15 protein-coding genes are annotated in these 15,792 nt (G+C 69.7%); 5 read left to right on the forward strand and 10 right to left on the reverse strand.

The genetic code is table 11. The annotated features are described in order from the left end of the window. Window positions 1-65: 65 nt before the first annotated feature. Window positions 66-1,712 carry a GGDEF domain-containing protein gene (locus ACFO6Q_RS05850; RefSeq protein WP_380019632.1) on the forward strand — a complete coding sequence of 549 codons (1,647 nt, stop codon included), beginning with the start codon at window positions 66-68 and terminating at the stop codon, window positions 1,710-1,712. A 16-nt stretch (window positions 1,713-1,728) separates the two neighbouring features. Here the strand turns inward: ACFO6Q_RS05850 and ACFO6Q_RS05855 are convergent, their stop codons facing one another. Together ACFO6Q_RS05855 and ACFO6Q_RS05860 are read right to left on the reverse strand one after the other, a co-directional pair. Next, window positions 1,729-2,355: a 2-hydroxychromene-2-carboxylate isomerase gene (locus ACFO6Q_RS05855; RefSeq protein WP_380019633.1), complete on the reverse strand. Its 627-nt coding sequence runs from the start codon at window positions 2,353-2,355 to the stop codon at window positions 1,729-1,731. A gap of 186 nt (window positions 2,356-2,541) precedes the next feature. After that, window positions 2,542-4,959: an acyl-CoA dehydrogenase gene (locus ACFO6Q_RS05860; RefSeq protein ID WP_380019634.1), complete on the reverse strand. Its 2,418-nt coding sequence runs from the start codon at window positions 4,957-4,959 to the stop codon at window positions 2,542-2,544. 209 nt (window positions 4,960-5,168) lie between these two features. Here ACFO6Q_RS05860 and ACFO6Q_RS05865 point away from each other — a divergent pair, with 209 nt between their 5' ends. Together ACFO6Q_RS05865 and ACFO6Q_RS05870 are read left to right on the forward strand one after the other, a co-directional pair. Then, window positions 5,169-6,317 (forward strand): M23 family metallopeptidase, encoded by a 1,149-nt coding sequence (locus tag ACFO6Q_RS05865; protein WP_380019635.1) that lies wholly within the window; start codon window positions 5,169-5,171, stop codon window positions 6,315-6,317. Between the two features lie 49 nt (window positions 6,318-6,366). Next, window positions 6,367-7,167 (forward strand): AMP nucleosidase, encoded by an 801-nt coding sequence (locus tag ACFO6Q_RS05870; RefSeq protein ID WP_380019636.1) that lies wholly within the window; start codon window positions 6,367-6,369, stop codon window positions 7,165-7,167. 67 nt (window positions 7,168-7,234) lie between these two features. On the opposite strand, the gene ACFO6Q_RS05875 is transcribed toward ACFO6Q_RS05870, so the two are convergent. The 3 genes from ACFO6Q_RS05875 to ACFO6Q_RS05885 all read right to left on the reverse strand — a co-directional run bounded on the left by ACFO6Q_RS05875 (window position 7,235) and on the right by ACFO6Q_RS05885 (window position 9,754). Continuing rightward, window positions 7,235-7,789: an adenine phosphoribosyltransferase gene (locus tag ACFO6Q_RS05875; RefSeq protein ID WP_380019637.1), complete on the reverse strand. Its 555-nt coding sequence runs from the start codon at window positions 7,787-7,789 to the stop codon at window positions 7,235-7,237. 1 nt (window position 7,790) lies between these two features. Further along, the gene (gene grxD / locus ACFO6Q_RS05880) at window positions 7,791-8,714 is read right to left on the reverse strand and encodes a Grx4 family monothiol glutaredoxin (RefSeq protein ID WP_380019638.1); all 924 of its coding nucleotides are present in this window, start codon (window positions 8,712-8,714) and stop codon (window positions 7,791-7,793) included. A 236-nt stretch (window positions 8,715-8,950) separates the two neighbouring features. Beyond that, window positions 8,951-9,754, reverse strand: a complete 804-nt coding sequence (locus ACFO6Q_RS05885; RefSeq protein WP_380019639.1) for a UDP-2,3-diacylglucosamine diphosphatase — start codon at window positions 9,752-9,754, stop codon at window positions 8,951-8,953. A 177-nt stretch (window positions 9,755-9,931) separates the two neighbouring features. Between ACFO6Q_RS05885 and ACFO6Q_RS05890 the strand changes: the two genes are divergently transcribed. Continuing rightward, window positions 9,932-11,125 (forward strand): BtaA family protein, encoded by a 1,194-nt coding sequence (locus ACFO6Q_RS05890; protein WP_380019640.1) that lies wholly within the window; start codon window positions 9,932-9,934, stop codon window positions 11,123-11,125. Further along, window positions 11,112-11,849: a class I SAM-dependent methyltransferase gene (locus tag ACFO6Q_RS05895; protein WP_380019641.1), complete on the forward strand. Its 738-nt coding sequence runs from the start codon at window positions 11,112-11,114 to the stop codon at window positions 11,847-11,849. The genes ACFO6Q_RS05890 and ACFO6Q_RS05895 overlap by 14 nt, the downstream gene beginning before the upstream one ends. Window positions 11,850-11,852: 3 nt before the next feature. Here the strand turns inward: ACFO6Q_RS05895 and ACFO6Q_RS05900 are convergent, their stop codons facing one another. From ACFO6Q_RS05900 to ACFO6Q_RS05920, 5 genes are all read right to left on the reverse strand, one after another. Next, window positions 11,853-12,797, reverse strand: a complete 945-nt coding sequence (locus ACFO6Q_RS05900; RefSeq protein ID WP_380019642.1) for an aldo/keto reductase — start codon at window positions 12,795-12,797, stop codon at window positions 11,853-11,855. A gap of 4 nt (window positions 12,798-12,801) precedes the next feature. After that, complete coding sequence (locus ACFO6Q_RS05905) at window positions 12,802-13,119, reverse strand: type II toxin-antitoxin system RelE/ParE family toxin (protein WP_380019643.1); 318 nt, start codon at window positions 13,117-13,119, stop codon at window positions 12,802-12,804. Then, window positions 13,119-13,337 carry an addiction module protein gene (locus ACFO6Q_RS05910; protein WP_380019644.1) on the reverse strand — a complete coding sequence of 73 codons (219 nt, stop codon included), beginning with the start codon at window positions 13,335-13,337 and terminating at the stop codon, window positions 13,119-13,121. The genes ACFO6Q_RS05905 and ACFO6Q_RS05910 overlap by 1 nt, the downstream gene beginning before the upstream one ends. 32 nt (window positions 13,338-13,369) lie before the next feature. Then, a complete protein-coding gene (locus ACFO6Q_RS05915; RefSeq protein WP_380019645.1) occupies window positions 13,370-14,968 on the reverse strand; it encodes a hypothetical protein in 1,599 nt (532 codons plus the stop codon). A gap of 238 nt (window positions 14,969-15,206) precedes the next feature. Next, the gene (locus ACFO6Q_RS05920) at window positions 15,207-15,662 is read right to left on the reverse strand and encodes a DUF3574 domain-containing protein (protein WP_380019646.1); all 456 of its coding nucleotides are present in this window, start codon (window positions 15,660-15,662) and stop codon (window positions 15,207-15,209) included. Window positions 15,663-15,792: the final 130 nt, after the last annotated feature.

A 15,792-nucleotide genomic window follows, 5' to 3' on the forward strand; every position in this document is an offset into this window, starting at 1 on the left:
TCTCGCGTATCGCGGTCTGGCTGAGAACGCTCGCCGTCGCCCTGCTGGTGGGGACGGTAACGGACGTGCGTGCGCAATCGGTCGCCGTCGTCGTCGAGCGCCTGGACGCGCCGCGCGACTTGGCCGTCGACGCCGCCGCCGTGATCGCCGGCACCTACGACGGCGATTTCGTCGCCCAGACCTATGCCGCGATCACGCCATCGCACGACCACCCGGTCTGGTACCGGATCCGCCTCGCCGAAGACTGGGCCGGCAGGGACCTGCCGGTACTGTCGATCTTCGACCCGCAGGGCCTGAGCGTCACCGCCTACCTGCCGCCGGAGCACGTCGAATCCCGTCATTCGATCTACAGCGCCGGCGCGAACGCCGGATTCACGCGTCATGCGCTGGTGTTCGACCTGCCGCGTGCGCTGAAGGCGGCCGCGCCGGTCTACCTGAAAGTCGCGCCGGACAAGGCCGTGCCGCGCCGCATCGAGGTGACCCAGCAGACCGACGCGCTCGTGCGCGACCTCGGCCGCGCGCGCCTGGACGTGCTGTTCCCGGCGGTGCAGGTCGCCGCCGTGCTGGTGATGCTGTGCTTCTTCCTCGCGCTGCGCGAGCGCATGTACATGTACTTCGTCGGCCACGTCGTGTTCGTCGTGCTGTACGAGCTGTACCTGTTCGGCATCGGCTACGAATACGCCCCATTCAAACTGCTGGCTCCGCTGGGTTCGCGCGCGGTCTGGCTGAACGCGGCGATCGCGATCGTGCTGATGCTCGAGTTCTCGCGTCAGTTCCTGGAGCTGGCACGCTTCGCGCCGCGGCTGGACGCGCTGCTGCGGTTCGGCCGCTGGCCGCTCGCCGCGCTCGCGCTGGTCGCGGCGGTGCCTTCGCTGACGCCGGACTGGACGATCGAATACGCGCTCGCGGCGCTGCTGCTGCTGTCGGCGCCGCTGCTGATCGTGGCCGGCCTGCTCGCCTGGCAACAGGGCAGCCGTCGCGGCGGCTTCTTCCTGTGCGCGTGGATCCCGGGCCTGCTGTTCGTGATCCTGCGCGCGCTGCAGCTGTTCCTGCAGTGGCCGCTGCCGGTGTGGCTGGAGTTCGCGATGCCGGCCGCGTTCGCCTACGCCAGCCTCGTGCTCGCCTACGGCCTGGCCGACCACACGCTGGCGATCCGCCACGAGCGCGACGTCGCGCACCGCCTGGCCGAGCACGACGCGCTGACCGGCGTGCTGAACCGCCGCGCGATCCTCGCGCGCCTTCGCGCCGGCTTCCTGCAGGCGCGCGAGAGCGGCGAGCCGCTGTCGCTGCTATTCCTCGACCTCGACCACTTCAAGCGCATCAACGACAGCTACGGCCACCACGTCGGCGACCAGTGCCTGCGTTCAGTGGTGGGGCCGATCAACAGCGAGCTGCGCCAGGGCGACGCGCTCGGCCGCTACGGCGGCGAGGAATTCCTGGTGGTGCTGCCCGGTGCCGGTGCGGAGGACGCCGAGACCGTCGCCGAGCGCATCCGCAAGCGCATCGAGACGATGCCGATGCTGGTGTCCGGCCAGCGCATCGGGCTGACCCTGAGCATCGGCATCGCCGCCGTCGACGCCGAGGTGATGACGCCGAACGACCTGATCGAGCGTGCCGACGTGGCCCTGTACCGCTCGAAGTCGGGCGGGCGCAATCTCGTCAGCACGCACGACGGCGCCATGCCGCTGGGCGAAGCCGCGCTCGACCGGTGAGCGGCAGGAGCGGCCGTCAGCGCGCGCGCTGGACGGCGGGAAGCGAGGCGATGCGCGCGTATTCTCCGTCGGAGAAGCACGCCGGATCGGCCAGCCATTCCTCGATCATCGGCGTCGCGTCGTCGCCCCAGAACCGTTCTCCGCCGACGGCGAGCGTCGGCACGCCGTAGATGCCGGCGGCGAGCGCGGCTTCGGTGTTCGCGCGCAGCTGCGCCTTCACCGCCTCGTCGGCGAGAGCGCCGGCCACATCGGCGACGCCGAGCCCGCGGCCGACCTCATCCAGTTCCGACGCGTTCGTGCCGGCGCGGCCGTCGCGCCAGAGATGCTCGAAGATCGCCGTCACAGCATTCCAGTGGCTGCCCGCCGCGATGCACAGGCGCAGCGCGGCCAGCGAATTGAACGGATGCGCCGGCGGGAAGCGCAGCGTCACGCCCTCGCGACCGGCGCGCCATTGCACGAAGCGATAGGTGAATTCGCGCTTGCCCGCAATCTCCGCCGGACCGAGCTGGCCGTGGTGCTTGAGCACGGCACCGAACACGATCGGCTTCGGCACGACGTCGATGCGCCCGCGCAGCGCCAGGATCTTCGGCAGCTGCAGATAGGCGAACGGGGAGATGAAGTCGAAGTACCAGTGCGCGTGCATGGAGCGCTCCATAGATTCGCGTTCAGGCCAGAGGGGGTGCGATGGAAGGTTCGGGAGATTTCAGTGGATGCCCGCGTTCGCGGGCATGACGCCTGCGTGGCGGGTTGCTCGGCGCGTTCCCAAGCGTAGCGCCTTGGCATACCGAGCGTGTTGCCCCGGCGTGGTGTCCGGCACGGTGCACCGTCCTCAATGCAGCGTCTTGTAGACGTCCGGCTCGAACGCGTCCACCGCGATGACCTCGTCGCGCGCATCGCGCGCCTCGTTGAGCAGGTCGTATTCGGCGCCGCTGATGACGCCGGCGGCGGCGCCGAGGTCGTCGAGCAGGTAGCCGGGTGCGCGGTCGAGCACGCCGGCGCGCACCGCGTCGCGCAGCTTGGTCTCGATCGGGATCGCGCGCACGGCCTTGTCCAGCGCGGCTTCGAGCGCGCCGAGGCCGGGTTCGCCCGGCGGCGGCACGAACACGTCGGCGGTCAGCGTGCGGCGCGCCTCGCGGTCTTCGAGGATGTCGCGCGCGACTTCGGCGCCGAGGCGGTCCGACGGCGGCCGGAAGCGCGCGCCGAGCGGGAAGATCGCCACCTTCATCGGCACGGCGACCCAGCGCACGGGCAGGTTGTCGAGCACGCCGAGCAGCGCGTCCTGGATGCGGTACAGGCACAGCTCGACCGACCAGCGCACCAGCGCGTAGTTCGGGCGCGTTTTCGGCTCGTCGTGGTAGCGCTTCAGCGCGCAGCTGGCGAGGTACAGATAGGCGAGCGCGTCGGCGAGCCGGCCCGACAGCTTCTCGCGCCGCTTCAGTGAGCCGCCGAGCGTGCCCATCGCTGTATCGGACAGGATCGTGAAGGCGGCCGAGAAGCGCGACAGGTGCTGGTAGTAGCGCCGCGTGTCGGGCGTGTCCGGCGCCTCGGCCAGCCGCGCGCCGGTCCAGGCCAGCAGCTTGGCGCGCGTGGCGCGGGTGACGAACAGGTTCACGTGCCCGAACAGGGCGCGGTCGAACGCGTCGAGATCGTCGGCGGCGACTGCCTCGATCTCCTTCTGTACGAACGGGTGGCAGCGGATCGCGCCCTGGCCGTAGACGATCATCGTGCGCGTGAGGATGTTCGCGCCCTCGACCGTGATGCCGATCGGCACCGCGTCCCAGGCGCGCGCGAGCGCGTTGCGCGGGCCGCGCTGGATCGCGCTGCCGGCGCGGATGTCCATAGCGTCGGCGATCACCTGGCGCATGCTGTCGGTGAGGTACGCCTTGCAGATGTTGCCGATCACCGCCGGCTTCTCGCCGGCGTCGAGCGCGCCGCAGGTGAGGTTGCGCGCCGAAGTCATCAGGTAGGTCAGCCCGGCGATGCGCGCGAGCGGTTCCTCGATGCCTTCGAAGCGGCCGATCGGCGTGTCGAACTGCTCGCGCACGGTGGCATAGGCACCGCAGATGCGCGTGGCGAGCTGCGCCGCGCCGATCGACAGCGCAGGCAGCGAGATCGAGCGCCCGGCGGCGAGCGATTCCATCAGCATGCGCCAGCCGCGGCCGATCTGCTCGCGGCCGCCGACGACGGCCTCGTCGAGCGGCACGAACACGTCCTTGCCCACGATCGGGCCGTTCATGAACGGCACGCCCATCGGATCGTGGCGCAGGCCGATCTCGATGCCGGGTGTGGCGCGCGGGATCAGCGCGCAGGTGATGCCGCGGTCGACGCGGTCGCCGATCAGCTTCTGCGGATCCTTCAGGCGGAAGGCGAGGCCGATCAGGCTCGCCACCGGTGCCAGCGTGATGTAGCGCTTCTTCCAGTTCAGGCGCAGGCCGAGCACCTCGACGCCGTCGATCATGCGTTTTTCGACGATGCCTTCGGACTGCGTCGCCGCGGCGTCCGAGCCGGCCTCCGGACCGGTCAGCGCGAAGCACGGGATCTCCTCGCCGCGTGCGAGGCGGCCGAGGTATTTCTGCTTCTGTTCGTCGGTGCCGTAGTGCAGCAGCAGCTCGCCGGGGCCGAGCGAGTTCGGCACCATCACGGTGACTGCGGCGGTGACCGAACGGCTGGCGATGCGCGTGACCACGCGCGAATGCGCCAGCGCCGAGAAGCCCAGCCCGCCGTGTTCCTTCGGGATGATCATGCCGAGGAAGCGTTCGCGCTTGATGAAGTCCCAGATCTCCGGCGGCAGGTCGCGCTGCTGGTAGACCTCCCAGTCGCTGAGGCGGCGGCACAGTTCCTCGACCGGACCGTCGAGGAAGGCCTGCTCCTCGGCATCGAGCGCGCGCGGCTGGAAGGCGAGCAGCTTGTTCCACTCCGGCATGCCGCCGAACAGGTCGCCGTCCCACCAGACCGTGCCGGCCTCCAGCGCGATGCGTTCGGTGTCACCCAGGCGCGGCAGCACCCTGGCGAACTTCGGCATCACCCAGCGCGAGACGAGTGCGCGTCGCAGCGGCGGCAGGCCGAACACGGCGGCGAGTGCGACGAGCACGATCGTCGTGATGGCGAACAGGTTCGGCGATTGGACGCCGGCGATGCGCCAGCCGAGCAGCCACACGCCGGCCGCCGCCACCCAGGCGAGGAAACCCAGTCCGCGGAAGGCGAGTGCCGCGAAGGCGAGCAGGGCAAGGAGGAAGGTGATCAGCATCTGCGGCTCCGTTTGTCGTCCCGGTGCGGGACCGGATCGGGCAGGATGCCGAAGCGAACATTCGCGCAGCGAATAGCCCGAAGGGCAATCTGCAGAACCCGATTGTCGTCCAGTTCTCTCGCGATCTTCAATCCGCATCGTCGACTTCCGTGGCGCGTGAACGCAGGCAGAATGACGCTGACGCTTCCGCACGCCGCCCGGGAAATCGCATGCCTCGTCCGTCGCTCCGCATCCTTCTCGCATTTCTCGCGCTGGTTCCGCTCCTCGCATCGGCGCAGCGCGACGCGCGCCAGTCCTTCGATCTCGCCGTACTTTCGGCACCGACACCGGTCGACATCGACGGCAGGTCGCGCCTGGTCTACGAACTGCATCTGACGAATTTCGCCGCCGAGCCGCTGCGGCTCGTTCGCGTCGAGGCGATCGACGATGCGCGACCGGCATCGCTGCAGGCGCTCGCCGGCGATGCGCTCGCCTCCGCGCTCGGCCGTCCCGGCCTGGACAAGGGCGCGGACAGGTCGGTGATCGCGCCGGGCATGCGCGCCGTCGTCTATCTCGACGTCGCGATCGGGCAGACGCTGCCGTCCGCGTTGCGGCATCGCGTCGAATTCGTTGCGGCGAACGGCGGATCGCCATCGCGCGTGGAAGGCGGGCAGGTGGCGCCGAAGCCGCCCGCTGCGCTGGCGCTGGGTCCGCCGCTGCGCGGCGGGCCGTGGATCGCGATCTACAGCGCCGAATGGGAACGCGGCCATCGCCGCGTGACCTACGCTGTCGACGGGCGCGTGCGCATCCCCGGGCGCCATGCGATCGACTGGGTGCGCATCGACGAGAACGGCCAGTCGTTTGCCGGCGACGGTCAGGTCAAGCGGAACTGGTTCGGCTACGGTGCCGACGTGCTGGCCGTCGCCGACGCCACCGTCGCCGCCGTGCGCGACGACGTGGCGGAACCGTCCGCGGTATCGGCCGGCAATCCGCGCGTGGCGATCGGCGACGCCAGCGGCAACTACGTCGCGCTGGCGCTCGCGGACGGCCGCCACGTGGTGTACGAACACCTGCGGCCCGGCAGCATCCGGGTGCGGCGCGGCGATCGCGTGCGCCGGGGCGAGGCGATCGCCGCGCTCGGCTACACCGGCGAATCGACCGGCCCGCATCTGCACTTCCACGTCGCCGACGCCGGCCTGCCGCTGGCGGCGGAAGGATTGCCCTACGCGCTCGAAGGCGGCCGCACGCTCGGCGCGTACCGCTCGTTCGACGCCTACTCGCAGGGCGGGCCGTGGACGCCGGCGGCGGCCGCGCCGACGCCGGCGCGCGGCTTTCCGGTGCCGTTCGCGGTGCTCGAGTTTCCGCCCGCACCGCGCTGAGGACGGCGCCGTTCGCCGCTAAACTTGGCGCAACCCAGAGGAGATCGGCATGAAGGAAAAGAAGGACATCGTCGACAACTGGCTGCCGCGCTACACCGGTTCGCCGCTGGAGGCGTTCGGCGAACACGTCCTGCTGACCAATTTCGGGCACTACGTGGAGCTGTTCGCACAGTGGCACGACGTGCCGGTGCAGGGCCGCGACCGGCCGATGCCGAACGCGACCGCCGACGGCATCACGATGATCAACTTTGGCATGGGCAGCCCGAACGCGGCGACGGTGATGGACCTGCTGTCGGCGATCGGCCCGAAGGCCGCGCTGTTCCTCGGCAAGTGCGGCGGCCTGAAGAAGAAGAACCAGCTCGGCGACCTCGTGCTGCCGATCGCGGCGATCCGCGGCGAAGGCACTTCCAACGACTACCTGCTGCCGGAAGTTCCGGCGCTGCCGGCGTTCCAGCTGCAGCGCGCGGTGTCGACGATGATCCGCGACCTCGGCCACGACTACTGGACCGGCACCGTCTACACGACGAACCGCCGCGTGTGGGAGCACGACACGGCGTTCAAGGACTACCTGCGCAAGACGCGCTGCATGGCCATCGACATGGAAACCGCCACCGTGTTCGCCGCCGGCTTCGCCAACCACATCCCGACCGGCGCGCTGCTGCTGGTTTCCGACCAGCCGATGATTCCCGAAGGCGTCAAGACCGAGGCCAGCGACCGCGCGATCACGGCGAATTTCGTCGAGGCGCACATCCGCGTCGGCATCGAGGCACTCAAGCTGGTGCGCCGCAACGGACGCAGCGTGAAGCATCTGCGTTTCGAGGAAGAGATCGAGCGCGAAGACGCGCCATGAACCGGCGTCACCTCGTCCGCTGGCGGATGAGCGGCGGGGCCCGCCGGCGCGGCCCGGTGAGGTTCCGTCAGTAGCGCAGCAGCGCGTGCAGTGGCAGGCCGCCGCCCCAGCGCGCGCGGCCCGGCAGCGCGCCCAGTTCGATCAGCACGCCGGCGCCGACAGGGTGCATGCCGGCCTTCTCGACCAGCGAGCGCGCGGCGGCGAGCGTGCCGCCGGTGGCGAGTACGTCGTCGACGATCAGCACGCGTTCGCCATCGTGCGGCGCGTCGGCGCGCATCTCCAGGGCGTCGCTGCCGTATTCGAGCTGGTACTGCGCCGACACGACCGGCGGCGGCAGCTTGCCCGGCTTGCGCAGCGGCACGAAGCCGCTGCGCAGGCGGTCGGCCAGCGCAGCGCCGAAGATGAAGCCGCGCGACTCGATTCCGCACACCACCTGCACACCGGCGTCGCGCCAGGGCTCGGCGAGCAGGTCGATGCAGTGTGCGAAGCCGTCTGCATCGGCCAGCAGCGGCGTGATGTCGCGGAACGTGACGCCCGATTGCGGGAAATCCGGCACCGCGCGGATCAGCTCGAACAGGCGCCGCGTCACTTCCGCGGCAGCGCCGTTTCCTGCGGACGCCATCTCAGTAGCGCGCGAGCGTGGGATCGACTTCGCGCGCCCAGGCGTCGATGCCGCCTTCGACGTTCCACAGGTGGGTGAAGCCGTGTTCGCGGAAATGCTCGGCGGCGTTGCGGCTGGAGATGCCGTGGTGGCAGATGAAGGCCAGCGGCGTGTCCTTCGGCAGCGCGGTCAGGCGTGCGTGCGTTTCCGGGGTCAGCACGTCGGCGGCGTCGACCCGGGCGATCGCGCGTTCGTGTTCGGGGCGTACGTCGATCAGCGTGATGTCGCCGGCATCCAGGCGCTGCTTGAGCGTCTGCACGTTCATCGACTTCAGTACCTGCGGCGCCTGTGGCAGGAAGATCGCCAGGCCTTCGCCGTGCGGCGTGCGCGTCCAGTCGATCGTCGCGCCGCGCGCACGCTGTGCGCTGGCGACGTCGAAGTGGATCTCCAGGCCGTTGGCGTCGACGACGATGTCGTTGGCACCGGCTTCGCGCAGCTGGAACTGCGGATTGAAGCGGCCGTCGACGACCAGGAACAGCTTCATCTCGCCGGCGTCGGCCAGCGCGCCGCGGATGCGTTCCACGGCGGTGTCGGAAATCGTCAGCGTCGGCGGAGTACGGTCGGGGGCGGCGACGCCGAGCACGCCGTGCAGTTCGCCGGAGTCGAACATCGACTGGATGATGTCCGAGCCGCCGACCAGCTCGCCGCCGACGTAGAGCTGCGGAATCGTCGGCCACTGCCCGAATTCCTTGATGCCGGCGCGGATTTCCTCGTCGGCGAGCACGTCGACGGTCGCGTAGTCGTCGAGCAGGGTGTTCAGGCGGTCCGTGGCGACGGCGGAGAAGCCGCACTGCGGGGCGTGGCGCGAGCCTTTCATGAACAGGACGACGCGGTGGCTGGCGAGCAGCGCTTCGATGCGCGCGCGCGTGGCGGGAGTGAGCGACATGAGGGGTTCCGGACCGGGAAAAACGCGCATGATACGCCGCGTGCGCAAGCCGTGCCGGGGGCCGGCGCAGCGGCGGCCCTTGCCGACGTCACGCCCGCGAAAGCGGGCGTCCATCGCAGGTCTGTCCGGACGACGATCCGCGACCCGCGAAACGGGCGGCATCGCAGCGGATCCGCGCGGGTGTCCGCTGCTGGACCCCGCCTGAGCCGCAGGCAGGACGGCGTCCCGGGAAGCGCCTAGGCGGCCGCCGGCAGCGCCTCCGGCGCCGGCATCTCGGCCCGGCACAGCGCGATCGAATGGCGCCGCTCGGTCCAGTGCAGCAGCTCCAGCGCGCCATCGTGGTGCTCGACGAGGGTGGTGCAGTGCTCGACCCAGTCGCCGTCGTTGACGTAGAGCACGCCGTCGCGGTCGCGGATGCGGCCGTAGTGGATGTGGCCGCAGATGTGGCCGTCGAAGCCGGCGCGGCGCGCGTCCTCGGCGACGCGCTCCTCGAAGTCCTCGATGAAGCGCCGCGCGCGGCCGACCGCCTGCTTGATGCGGATCGACAGCGGCACGTAGCCGAGGCCGAAGCGCCGGCGCAGCCGGTTGAAGCGCCGGCTGACCGAGCAGATGAAGCCCTGCAGCGCGTCGCCGAGCTTGAGCAGCCAGGCCGGCGCGTCGTGGCCGTCGTCGAATTCGTCGCCGTGGCTGACGCGGTAGCGGCGCCCGTCGGCCGCGACGTGCACCGCGTTCAGCGCGATCTCGATGCCGCCCAGGCGCTGTCCGGCGAAGCGGCGCATCGCCGCGTCGTGGTTGCCCGGAATGTAGACGACGCGGGTACCGCGCCCGGCGATGGCGAAGATCTCGGCGAGCACGGCACCGTGCCGGTCGTGCCAGTACGGGCGCTTCTCCATGTTCTCCAGATCGACGATGTCGCCGACGAGGTACAGCCGCTCGCAGTGCATCGAGCGCAGGAAGTCGAGCAGGTAGTCGGCCTGGCAGTCGGCCAGGCCGAGATGGACGTCCGAGATGAAAACGCTGCGAAACAGGGCTCGCGTCATCACGCGTCTCCGCAGGGAACCCTCGCAAGCCTAGGAATTTCCGATCGCGATAGCGTTGCCGCGGCGTTGCAGGGAGGTGACATCGGCACCGCCCCCGGCGCAGACCCATGCAATACGCACGTCATTTCGGCGAGCTAGCGTCGACCGATATTCGACGACTCCAGCGAAGCCAGTCCGATGTCGACTCCGAATCTGCGCGACAAGCTCGACCAGAAGATCTTCGACGCGATCTATTCGCGCAGCCTCGTCTACAACACCTGCTGGGAAGATCCGGCGGTGGACCGCAAGGCGCTGGCGCTGGGTGCGGACGACAGCGTGCTGGTCATCACCAGCGCCGGCTGCAACGCGCTGGACTACGCGCTGGAGGGACCGCGCGTGATCCACGCGGTCGACGCCAATCCGCGCCAGAACGCCCTGCTCGAATTGAAGATCGCCGGCATCCGCAAGCTCGGCTTCGACGACTACTTCGCGATCTTCGGCGAAGGCTTCCACGCGCGCTTCGCCGAGCTGTACCGCGTGCACCTGCGCGCCGAGCTGTCGCCGTTCGCGCAGGAATGGTGGGACAAGCACGCGAACTGGTTCACCAGCCGGCGCGGCAGCTTCTATTTCCACGGCCTGTCCGGCCTGGTCGCGCGCGGCGTGCGCGCCTACTTCGCCACTCGGCCGCGCCTGCGCGTGGCGATGAACGACCTGCTCGGCGCGCGCAACGTCGCCGAGCAGCAGGCGATCTACGACGCGCGCATCGCCCCGCAGCTGTGGAGCAAGCCGGTCAACTGGGTCATCTCGCGGCAGTTCGTCATGAGCCTGCTCGGCGTGCCGTACCCGCAGCGCAAGCTGGTCGAGGCGCAGCACGACGGCGGCGTGTCCGGTTTCATCCGCCACGCGGTGCAGTACGTGTTCCGTCAGCTGCCGCTGGCCGACAACTATTTCTGGCACGTCTACATGACCGGCCGCTACCGCCGCGACTGCTGCCCGGAATATCTGAAGGAAGCGAACTTCGAGCGCCTGAAGAACGGCCTGGTCGATCGCATCGTGCCGCACACGACCACGGTGACCGAATTCCTGCTCGAACACGACGAGCCGGTCTCGCGCTTCGTCCTGCTCGACCACATGGACTGGATGAGTTCCTATCATCCCGAAGCGCTGGTCGAGGAATGGGAGGCGATCCGCCTGCGTGCGGCGCCCGGTGCGCGCATCCTGATGCGCAGCGCGCAGGCACGGCCGGCCTATCTCGACGCGATCCGCATCGGACCGCAGCAGCAGCGCCTGCGCGAGGCGTTCCGCTTCATGGACGACGTCGCCGACGCGCTGCAGTCGCAGGATCGCGTGCACACCTACGCCGGATTCGTGATCGCCGATGTCCCGGCTTGAGACGCTGCGCAACGACGCCGCGGTGCTCGCGCGTCTGCTGCGCGGCATGCCGCGCGCGGCGTCGCACGCCGACGCGCTCGGCGCGTTCTACGGACCGCAGTCGCAGCACTACGACCGTTTCCGCGAGCGCCTGCTCGCCGGCCGCGCCGAGCTGATCGCGAGCCTGCCGCTGCCCGAGCGCGCGCACGTCGTCGAGCTCGGCGGCGGCACCGGCCGCAACGCCGAGTTCTTCGGCGAGCGCCTGGCGCGCATCGAGCGCTTCGAGGTCGTCGACCTGTGCCGGCCGCTGCTGGCGCAGGCGCGCGAACGCGCGCAGCGCATCGTGCAACTGCATGCGATCGAGGCCGACGCAACGACGTATCGGCCGGCGCAGCCGGTCGACGGCGTGCTGCTGTCCTATGCGCTGACGATGATCCCGGACTGGCGCGGCGCGATCGCCAACGCGGTCGCGATGCTGAAGCCTGGCGGCGTGCTCGGCGTGGTCGATTTCTACGTGGCGCCGGCGCAGCCGCCGTTCGCCGGTTCGGCGCGGCACTCCGCCTGGACGCGCTGGTTCTGGCCGACCTGGTTCCGCCACGACGGCGTGCGGCTCGACGCGGCGCATCTGCCGGCGTTGCGCGAGGCCCTGCCGCAGCACGAGGTCGTCGAGGCACGCGCGCCGGTGCCGTACCTGCCGTTGGGGCGCGTGCCTTACTACCGCTTCATCGGGCGCAAGCCGGCCTGATCCTCACGCGCTGGCGAGATCGAGCTGCCCGACGTCGTCGTCGGAGAGCTTCAGCCGCACCGCCCCGGCCAATTCCTGCACCTGCGCGACCGTGGTCGCGCTGGCGATCGGCGCGCTGACGCCGGGGCGTGCGATCAGCCAGGCGAGTGCGACCTGCGCCGGCGCCGCCGCGTGGCGATCGGCGACGTCGTCGAGCGCGGCGAGCACGCGCAAACCATGGCCGTTGAGGTACTTGCCGACCGCCGCGGCGCGCACGGCGCTCTTGCCGAGGTCGGCCTCGCTGCGGTACTTGCCGGTCAGGAAGCCGCTGGCCAGCGAGTAGTAGCCGATCACGCCGACGTGCTCCTTGCGCACCAGCGGTTCGAGTTCGCTCTCGTAGCCCTTGCGCGCGACCAGGCTGTATTCGGGCTGCAAGGTCTCGTAGCGCGGCAGGCCGTGCTCGGCGCTGACCGCGAGCGCCTGCGCGAAGCGCGCGGCGTCGTAGTTCGAGGCGCCGATCGCGCGCACCTTGCCCTGTTCGATCAGGCACGCGAACGCGCCGAGCGTGTCGGCCAGCGGCACCGAAGGGTCGTCGGCATGCGCCTGGTAGAGGTCGATGTGGTCGGTCTGCAGGCGCTGCAGCGACTCCTCGACCGCGGCGGCGATGTTGTCCGGCGACAGCCCCTTGCGCGGCAGCCACTTGCCGACCTTGGTCGCCAGCACGACGCGGTCGCGCCGGCCGCTGCGATTGAGCCAGCGGCCGATGATCGTTTCCGATTCGCCGCCGCGGTTGCCGGGCGCCCAAGCCGAATAGGCGTCGGCGGTGTCGATCAGGCTGAGCCCGGCGTCGACGAAGGCGTCGAGCACGGCGAACGAAGCCGCTTCGTCGATGCTCCAGCCGAACATATTGCCACCCAGCGCCAGCGGCGGGACGCGCAGGCCGGAGCGGCCGAGTTCGCGAATGTTCAAAGTCTCACTCCTTTCCACGTCGCGATGGATCGCCCGCCGTGGCTCGCCATGAGCCGGGTCTGCGTCGGTGGTGGAAGCAGGACAGCACGACGATTTCGGTCGCGCTCGGGTGGTAGATGATCGAGTAAGGGAACTTGCGCATGGTCGCGTGGCGAAATTCGGCCTCGACTTGTGCAAACCCGAGTGGGTTTCTGAGAACTCGAGTGATCGCGGCATCGACCGCGCGTGCGAACTCGAAACCCAGGCCCGGCGAACGTTCTTCGTACCAGGACTGCGCATCCAGAAGCTCGATCCGCGCTTCCGGACGAAACACCAATCGCATCAGCCGCGGCCTTTGAACAGCTCGATACGTATCCGGTCCCAATCGAGACTGCTCGACGGATCGGCTTGATGCGCTGCGTGGCGCCGGTGCAGTTCCGAGCGGTCTTCGGCGGACAGCACCACCGGAGTTTCCTCGGCAATGCTGTCCCAGATGTCTTCCACGAGCTGGATGCGCTCGGAGATCGGAAGCTCTTTGTAGTTCAGAGAGGCCTTGGCCATGCGACGAGCATACACCAGCGTCTCGTCGATACTCAGCGAGGCTCCGCGCTCTTCGGTGCCGCGTCGCGCCGCAACGACAGCGCGCCGATCAGCACGGCCAGCACGACGTAGGCGGCGGTGAACTGCCAGGCGACGTCGGCGGCGCTTCCGCCGAGCGTCCAGGGCAGGTAGATGCCGCCGCTGGGTTCGACCGAATGGATGATGCCGAACGCGCTCAGCGCGGCGCCGAGCAGCACGATCGCGGCGGCGTGGCGCAGGCGCGCGTCGATCAGCGCGACGACGAAGCTGGCCCAGATCATCGAGGTGATGATGAAGCCGTTGCCGAGCGCGACCAGCACGGCCAGTTCCGGCAGGCCGTGGCCGGCCTGGGTCATCAAGGTGCCGAAGCGGTCCGGCGCGACGACGTTCGGATCGCCGAGCTTGATCGCGAGCAGGCGCGCGATCGGCGGAAAGAAGCTGAACACGACCGCAGCGGCGTAGCGCTGCGGCGTCGCCTCGAACGCCTGCGTGGTGATGCTGATCGCGACGAAGACGAGGATCGGCGCGAGGATCGCCAGCGGCAGCAGTTCGACCAGGTTGGAGACGTAGCCGAACACGCCGCCCAGGCCGATGAACAGTCCGGTCGCGAGCGTGTAGGCGCTGCGTGCGCCCATCGCCTTGTACGCCGGCTGGCCGATGTACGGTGTGGTCTGCGCGACGCCGCCGCAGACGCCGGCGACCAGGGTCGAGAACGCCTCGGTGAGCAGGATGTCGCGCGTGGGATAGTCGTCCCCGGCGGCGCGCGCGCTCTCGTTGACGTTGATGCCGCCGACCACCATCAGCAGGCCGAACGGCAGCAGCAGCGGCAGGTAGGGCACGGCCAGCGGCAGGCCGTCGAGGAAGCCGAGGTTCGGCCACGGCAGGGCGAAGCGCCATTGCCACGCGCCCGGCGGCTGGTAGCCCGAGCCGAGCGCACCGGTCGGGCCGAGCCCGAAGTAGAGCAGGGCGCCGACCAGCACGGCGACGAGCACGCCGGGCAGGCCGAACGGCAGCCGCCCGCGCGCGACCAGCGCGTATAGCACGATGCCCAGGCCCGCCAAGCCGACCACCGGCACGCGCAGGATCTCCACCAGCGGCAGGAAGCCCATCAGCACCAGCGCGATGCCGGCGATCGAGCCGAGCAGGCCGGCGCGCGGAACGTGCCGCTGCACCGCGGCGCCGAAGAACGACAGCACGAACTTCAGAACGCCCATGACGACCAGCGAGGCCATGCCGAGCTGCCAGGTGGCGATCGCCGCGGCGTGCTCGTCGAGGCCGGCCTGCTTGTAGGAAACAAACGCCGGACCGAGCACGAGCAGGGCCATGCCGATGCTGGTCGGCGCGTCGAGGCCGAGCGGCATCGCGGTGACGTCCTCGCGCCCTTCACGCCGCGCCAGGCGGCGCGCCATCCAGGTGTAGATCGCGTTGCCGACCAGCACGCCGAAGGCGGTGCCGGGGAACATGCGCTGGAACACGATTTCGGCCGGGAACTGGAAGATGCCGATCAGCGCACCGGCGATGAAGGCGAGAATCGACAGGTTGTCGACGACCAGGCCGAGAAAGCCATTGACGTCACCCGAGTTGAACCTGCGCGTCGCGATCGTCGAAGTCATGAGTGCTGGCCTGTACGCCGTTTATGAAAAGTGCGGCCATCGATGGCCGCGGGTAGACGATCCGCAGTCACCGCCCTTGCCGGAAAAGCAGTGCGTAGCCAAGTCACGGCGATCAAGGACGATCGCGGTAGTCCATGAAAAGTGCGGCCATGGATGGCCGCGGGTAGACGATCCGCAGTCATCTCCCTTGCCGGGAAGGCGCTAACTGGCCAGGTCACGGCGATCACGGACGATCGCATTAGAAAGACACATCGGCAGGCTGCGTCACGCGCAGCACCGACTGGTCGCCGGTGACCCGCTTCCAGGCCGCGCGGATCGCCTCGACGTCGGCGCGGTGTTCGGGCGTGTCCGGATACAGCAGCAGGATCACCTTCGAACGCAGGCGTTCGGGTTTCGCGGCGCCCTTGTCGCGCCACTGGCCGTAGATGTCGTACACGCTCAGGCCATCGGGGAAACGCGTGGAGACCTCGCGGTCGAGGAACTCGCGCCAGCGCGTCTCGTCGACCCCGGAGGCGGCATCGTCGGCCGGGCCGGTGCCGAAGTACAGCTCGGTGCGGACCCAGCCGGCGGTGGTGGCCGGATGCGCCGGGTCGCCGTGCAGCGTGGCGGCGGTTTTCGTCGGCGCGGTCGCCGCGCAGGCGGCGAGGAAGGCGAACGGGACGAGCAGGATCAGGCGCGGGATCGGATTCTTCATCGGCCGATTCTAGGAACTTCGCCGGTCCGGCGGAACGGACGTCCAGCCGTCCGCATGTCCATGACGATATGCCTTCGCGTACGGATGCGGCGGCGGCACGGCGGGCAGCATGGGGTCTTTTGAATCCGAG

It is taken from the genome of Dokdonella ginsengisoli, assembly GCF_042652785.1.
GTDB lineage: Bacteria > Pseudomonadota > Gammaproteobacteria > Xanthomonadales > Rhodanobacteraceae > Dokdonella_A > Dokdonella_A ginsengisoli.

What these genes read in the sequence shown, in the direction of transcription:
- ACFO6Q_RS05910 (WP_380019644.1), bottom strand. Translation starts at nt 13,337, where the DNA reads ATGGCCAAGGCCTCTCTGAACTACAAAGAGCTTCCGATCTCCGAGCGC.
- ACFO6Q_RS05885 (WP_380019639.1), bottom strand. Translation starts at nt 9,754, where the DNA reads ATGACGCGAGCCCTGTTTCGCAGCGTTTTCATCTCGGACGTCCATCTC.
- ACFO6Q_RS05860 (WP_380019634.1), bottom strand. Translation starts at nt 4,959, where the DNA reads ATGCTGATCACCTTCCTCCTTGCCCTGCTCGCCTTCGCGGCACTCGCC.
- ACFO6Q_RS05895 (WP_380019641.1), top strand. Translation starts at nt 11,112, where the DNA reads ATGTCCCGGCTTGAGACGCTGCGCAACGACGCCGCGGTGCTCGCGCGT.
- ACFO6Q_RS05855 (WP_380019633.1), bottom strand. Translation starts at nt 2,355, where the DNA reads ATGCACGCGCACTGGTACTTCGACTTCATCTCCCCGTTCGCCTATCTG.
- ACFO6Q_RS05865 (WP_380019635.1), top strand. Translation starts at nt 5,169, where the DNA reads ATGCCTCGTCCGTCGCTCCGCATCCTTCTCGCATTTCTCGCGCTGGTT.
- ACFO6Q_RS05870 (WP_380019636.1), top strand. Translation starts at nt 6,367, where the DNA reads ATGAAGGAAAAGAAGGACATCGTCGACAACTGGCTGCCGCGCTACACC.
- ACFO6Q_RS05905 (WP_380019643.1), bottom strand. Translation starts at nt 13,119, where the DNA reads ATGCGATTGGTGTTTCGTCCGGAAGCGCGGATCGAGCTTCTGGATGCG.
- ACFO6Q_RS05915 (WP_380019645.1), bottom strand. Translation starts at nt 14,968, where the DNA reads ATGACTTCGACGATCGCGACGCGCAGGTTCAACTCGGGTGACGTCAAT.
- grxD (WP_380019638.1), bottom strand. Translation starts at nt 8,714, where the DNA reads ATGTCGCTCACTCCCGCCACGCGCGCGCGCATCGAAGCGCTGCTCGCC.
- ACFO6Q_RS05875 (WP_380019637.1), bottom strand. Translation starts at nt 7,789, where the DNA reads ATGGCGTCCGCAGGAAACGGCGCTGCCGCGGAAGTGACGCGGCGCCTG.
- ACFO6Q_RS05920 (WP_380019646.1), bottom strand. Translation starts at nt 15,662, where the DNA reads ATGAAGAATCCGATCCCGCGCCTGATCCTGCTCGTCCCGTTCGCCTTC.
- ACFO6Q_RS05890 (WP_380019640.1), top strand. Translation starts at nt 9,932, where the DNA reads ATGTCGACTCCGAATCTGCGCGACAAGCTCGACCAGAAGATCTTCGAC.